Raw genomic sequence first — 3,876 nt, forward strand, 5'->3', positions numbered from 1 at the left:
GCGGCTCGGGCGGTCTCTGCGGTGTGGGCCGGGTTGGTCGGGGCGGTGGCTCGGGTGGTCTCTGCGGTGTGGGCTGGTTGGGTCGGGGCGGCTCGGGCGGTCTCTGCGGTGTGGGCCGGGTTGGTCGGGGCGGTGGCTCGGGTGGTCTCTGCGGTGTGGGCTGGTTGGGTCGGGGCGGCTCGGGTGGTCTCTGCGGTGTGGGCTGGTTGGGTCGGGGCGGCGGCTCCGGTGGTCTCCGTGGTGCGGGCTGGTTGGGTCAGGGTGGCGGCGGAGGGTGTGTCGAGGCCGGGGCTGCCGAAGACCGCGAGGTCGGTCACGGGTAAGCCGGGGACGGCTTTGGCGCACAGGACCGAGCCGTAGCTGTGGCACAGCAGTGCGATCGGAGCCGGGGTGTGCGCGTGGAGCTCCGTGATGGTGCGGCGCAGCGCGCGGGCACCTTTGGCCGCCGCGTCGCTGGTGAGCACGCCCAGGCTCAGCGTGGGTGGGGAGTCGTAGCCCAGCCAGGCCACCACCGCCAGTCGCTCGCGCGGGGCGAGCCGCGCGGCCTCCGCCAGCAGGGCCCTTGCCGCGCCTCCGGGTCGCTTTGTGCCGTCGTCGAACGTGGCGACCGTCGTGTCGGCGCCGGGCACGATGACCGCCACCCGGTCGGCCGTGGCCAGGTTGCCGTAGACCCGCACCAGTCGCCCGCCCGGTTGCCCCGGCCACACCACGAGCGCCCCCACCGTCACGAGCCCTGCGAGAAGAAGGTTTCTGAGCATGCTGGGAACGTTACGGAGAGTGGCCTGTTGTCCGCGTCACCGCAGGGTTTGACCTTTCCCGTAGTACTGGAGGGGGATACGGGACTACGGTGCGTGCCCGGCGCCCTAATGCCCGGCCGCCCTAATGCCCGGCCGCCCTAATGCCCGGCCGCCCTAATGCCCGGCCGCCCTAATGCCTGGCCGCCCTAATGCCCGGCGATCGCCTTGAACAGGGCCCACCTCGGCGTGCCCGTCAGGCCCTCCAACGGTGCGTGGAAGCGCGCGGCATCCCGGCAGTTCTTCGGATCAGGCTTTGAGGGCGGCTCAGCGAGCCGGCCGCAGATCGCCGCTTCCTGCGCCGCCTCGCGTCGTCGGAGAACGCCGTGTGGAACGGGTGCCCGTACCCCATCACCCCGCCCAGCCGCGATCCGACCGGTAGTGCCGGGCACTGTGTACAGCGACGGCCTGCGTGCGTACTCGCGAGAGACCGTCCATCCACGACTACGACCTGGCCAGGGCCGACCGGCGGGTCGTGGAGTTCCGCATCGCCCGCCCGGGTCAGCGGGTGTAACGGTGCTTGGCGCCTGGAGGGAAGTACTCGGGGTCGCCGGACTCCCGTAGCCGGATGAACGGCACCTGCTGCGGGACGGGCACATAGTTGGCGAACTCGCTGTTCAGCCGCCGCAGCTGGGCCAGGACCGACCCGCCCACCGCCTGGGCGATCTCGTCGGTCGGTTTCTCGCCGGGCATCAGCTCCACCGTGATCGTCAGGTGCCGGTCCCGGTCGGCGTCCTCCACCACCTCCACCACGAACTTCCCGGTGACCGAGCCGCTGACCTCCGGCTGCTCCAGGCCGACCGCGATGTTCTCCGGGTAGACGTTCGCGCCGTAGTAGGACACGGTGAAGTGGCTGCGGCCGAAGACGTACACGAACGGCCGCTCCGGCCCTCCGGCCGCCGGCTCGAAGCCGTGCCGCCGGACGAAGCCCAGCATGTCCTCGTACGGCACCACGCCGCCCTCGTCGGCGATGTGGTAACGGATGAGCGGGATGCCGTTGTCGCCGGAGAAGAGCAGGGTGCCCTCGTGCTCCTCGAAGAAGCGGACCTGCGGGTCGTACTGGATGAGCGTCGGAAGCCTGGACTCGCCGAACAGCTCCCTGGCCGTGTCCGGGCGCGTGGACAGGAAGCGCCGGATCTCGACGGACAGCGGGGTCTCGTTGCCCAGAACGCCCGCGTCGGCGGTCCCGTACAGGGAGGCGATGCCCCGGACGGGGTCCGCGATCCCCGCCCGCCGCGCGACCAGCGTGCGCCACTCCTCGCTGAACACCTCGCCGGCCGTGACGAGCTTGATGTTCCAGTCGGCCCAGGGGAGGTCCTCGGTGTCGATGACGTTCTTGAGGAACGGCGGGTAGCCCAGGAGCACGACCTGGTCGAAGTGGGGCGCCAGCTCGGGGATGACCCGCAGGATCTCCCTCCGGTCGGTGCCGGGGGCGACCACGGTGATCGGGTAACCGCGTTCGGCCAGGTGGCGGCAGCAGTTGACGGTGAACAGGCCGCCGACCCAGGTGCCCAGGGCGAAGCAGACGACGGCGAGGGTACGGCGCTCGCGGGCGTCGAAGGAGTCCCTGAAGACCTCCTCGAAACGGGCGGCGATCACGCGCTCGTCCGCCGCCGAGCGCGGCCAGAAGGACGGGACGCCGGTCGAGCCGGAGGACACGGCGATGATGTCCCCGATCGTGCCGTTCCTGCACAGGTCGGGGAGGGGGTGGCGGTGGGTGTAGTTCTCCTTGGACGTCATCGGCAGCCCGACGAAATCCTGAAATGTCGAGATCTGCTCGGGGTTGATGTGGTTCTCCGCCAGAAAGGCCCTGTAGGCGGGAACGGTCGCCGCCACCTGATGGAAGAGCTCAACCGGGTCCATCAGCCGACTGTACGGCGGCGGCCCGTGAAGGGGAACGGGGGTTGTGTAAGGGAGGGGCGGCACTGGCAAGGCCGGCACGGATGCGGGTCGGGTGAGGGGGGAATGGAGCCGTGCAAGGGAGGGGCGCCACTGGCAAGGCCGGCACGGATGCGGGTCGGGTGAGGGGGGAATGGAGCCGTGCAAGGGAAGGGCGCCACCGGCAAGGCCGGCACGGATGCGGGTCGGGTGAGGGGGAACGGGGCCGTGCAAGGGAGGGGCGCCACCGGAAAGGCCGGCACCGACGCTGGTCGGGAGAGGGGGACTGGGGCCGTGCAAGGGAGCGGGCACCACTCCCAGGGTTACTCGCCGGGGCGGACCAGGCCGGTCTCGTAGGCGAAGACGATCGCCTGGGCGCGGTCGCGCAGGCCGAGCTTCATCAGCACCCGCCCGACGTGCGTCTTGACCGTCTGCTCCGCCACGAACAGCTTCTCCGCGATCTCCTGGTTGGACAGCGCCTGCGCCACCAGCGTCAGCACCTCCGTCTCCCGCTCGGTCAGCTCGGCCGGCCGCTTGCCCGTCACCGGTCGCGGCGCGCCCAGCTTGGCGAACTCGTGGATGAGCCGCTTGGTGATCGCCGGGGCGATGAGCGCCTCCCCGGCCGCGACCACGCGCACCGCCTCCACGAGCTGGGCGGCGGAGGCGTCCTTGAGCAGGAACCCGCTGGCCCCGGCCCGCAACGCCTCGTAGACGTAGTCGTCGAGGTCGAACGTGGTCAGGATGAGCACCTTCGGCGCCTTGTCGCGCGACAGGAGCTCCCTGGCCGCCTCCAGGCCGTTCATGACCGGCATGCGCACGTCCATGAGCACCACGTCGGGGCGCAGCGCCGAGGCCCGTTCCACGGCCTCCCGCCCGTTGGCCGCCTCGCCCACCACCTCGATGTCCGGCTGCCCGCTCAGGAACACGGTGAACCCCGTGCGCACCATCCCCTGGTCATCGGCGATCAGAACCCGGATCAAGCCCTCTCCCTCTCCATGGTCATCCGACGTCGTCCCCTGCGATGAGGTGCTCATGGGCCTCCTCGTCGGCATCGGGGACGGGCAGCGTGGCGCGTACCTCGAAGCCTCCACCCGCCACCGGACCGGCGTCGAGCGTGCCGCCGAGCAGCGTCGCCCGTTCGCGCATGCCCACCACCCCCTGACCCGCGCCGGGCCCGGCGCCGCGCGCGGAACGCGAGCCGCTG

Annotated in this window: 3 protein-coding genes and 1 pseudogene; all 4 read right to left on the reverse strand. The window is 71.3% G+C overall.

Going from position 1 to position 3,876, the window contains the following annotated elements; all coding sequences use genetic code 11:
* A partial coding sequence (locus ACWDX9_RS55580) for an alpha/beta hydrolase (RefSeq protein ID WP_449970794.1) occupies nucleotides 1-758 on the reverse strand: 758 nt, incomplete at its 3' end.
* Nucleotides 759-1,295: 537 nt separating this feature from the next.
* On the reverse strand, nucleotides 1,296-2,657 hold the full coding sequence (locus ACWDX9_RS55585) for a phenylacetate--CoA ligase family protein (protein WP_449970797.1): 1,362 nt from the start codon (nucleotides 2,655-2,657) through the stop codon (nucleotides 1,296-1,298).
* 338 nt (nucleotides 2,658-2,995) lie between these two features.
* Entirely contained in the window at nucleotides 2,996-3,652 is a 657-nt protein-coding gene (locus ACWDX9_RS55590) for a response regulator (RefSeq protein ID WP_449970799.1), read from the reverse strand.
* A gap of 19 nt (nucleotides 3,653-3,671) precedes the next feature.
* Nucleotides 3,672-3,876 (reverse strand): annotated as a pseudogene (locus tag ACWDX9_RS55595) (hypothetical protein); the annotation flags it as partial.

Source organism: Nonomuraea sp. NPDC003201, from assembly GCF_053590415.1.

What these genes read in the sequence shown, in the direction of transcription:
- ACWDX9_RS55585 (WP_449970797.1), bottom strand. Translation starts at nt 2,657, where the DNA reads ATGGACCCGGTTGAGCTCTTCCATCAGGTGGCGGCGACCGTTCCCGCC.